Source organism: Micrococcus sp. HMSC31B01 (genome assembly GCF_001816085.1).
Lineage (GTDB): Bacteria > Actinomycetota > Actinomycetes > Actinomycetales > Micrococcaceae > Micrococcus > Micrococcus luteus.
The window spans coordinates 1-1,136 of record NZ_KV824862.1 but is presented as its reverse complement, the minus strand read 5'-3'; the positions used below and the strand labels follow the sequence as shown (position 1 = coordinate 1,136).

Below are 1,136 nucleotides of genomic sequence, written 5' to 3'. Positions count from 1 at the left end.
CGCGAGGCCGGGGGGTCCGGTCCGGTGACCGGCCCCGCCGGTGGTGCGGGCCCGGTGGACGGGGGCGGCCGATGAGCGCCCTGGGCCTGCCCGTGCCCGAGGTCCGCACCGACCTCGAGCGCCGGGTGCTGGAGCGGCTCGCCACGGTCCAGGACCCCGAGATCCGCCGCCCGATCACCGACCTCGGCATGGTGGAGTCGGTCGTGGAGACCGCCCCGGGCGTCGTCGAGGTCGCGGTGCTGCTCACGATCGCCGCGTGCCCCCTGCGCGGGACGATCCAGACGGACGTGGCCGCCGCCGTCGCCGACGTACCCGGCTGCGGGTCCGTGGACGTCCGCGTCGGGGTGATGGAGCCCGAGCGCCGCCTGGCGCTGCAGGACGCCCTGCGCGCGGCCCGGCCGACGAACCCGTTCGGGAAGGACACGCTCACGCGCGTCCTCGCGGTGGCCTCGGGCAAGGGCGGCGTGGGCAAGTCCTCGGTCACGGCCAACCTCGCGGTCGCGCTCGCCGCGCGCGGACTCGCCGTCGGCCTGATCGACGCGGACGTGCACGGCTACTCCATCCCCGGGCTCCTGGGCGTGACCGGCACCCCGACGAAGCTGGACCGGATGATCCTGCCCCCCGTGGTGCGGGACGTGAAGGTCATCTCGATCGGCATGTTCCTCGACGCGGACCGGCCGGTGGCCTGGCGCGGGCCGATGCTGCACCGCGCGCTCGAACAGTTCGTCACGGACGTGCACTGGGGCGACCTGGACGTCCTGCTCGTGGACCTGCCCCCGGGCACCGGGGACATCGCGATCTCGACGGCGCAGCTGCTGCCCGCCTCGGAGCTGCTCGTGGTGACCACGCCGCAGCACGCCGCCGCGCAGGTGGCCGCGCGCGCCGGTCAGCTGGCGGAGCAGACGGGCCAGACCGTGGCCGGCGTCGTGGAGAACATGGGGCCGATGACCCTGCCGGACGGCACCGTCCTGGATGTGTTCGGAACCGGCGGTGGCGCCGAGGTGGCGGAGCGGCTGTCCGGGGTGCTGGGCACCCAGGTGCCGCTGCTGGGCACCGTTCCCCTGGACCCGGCGCTGCGGGCGGGCGGCGACGCCGGCGACCCCGTGGTGGTGTCCGCGCCGGAGAGCCCCGCGGGC

1 protein-coding gene is annotated in these 1,136 nt (G+C 76.1%); it reads left to right on the top strand.

Annotated features, from left to right (window positions below):
• Positions 1 to 71 precede the first annotated feature (71 nt).
• Positions 72 to 1,136, top strand: a 1,065-nt coding sequence (locus HMPREF3105_RS00865) for an Mrp/NBP35 family ATP-binding protein (RefSeq protein WP_070708549.1), incomplete at its 3' end; no start/stop codon positions are given.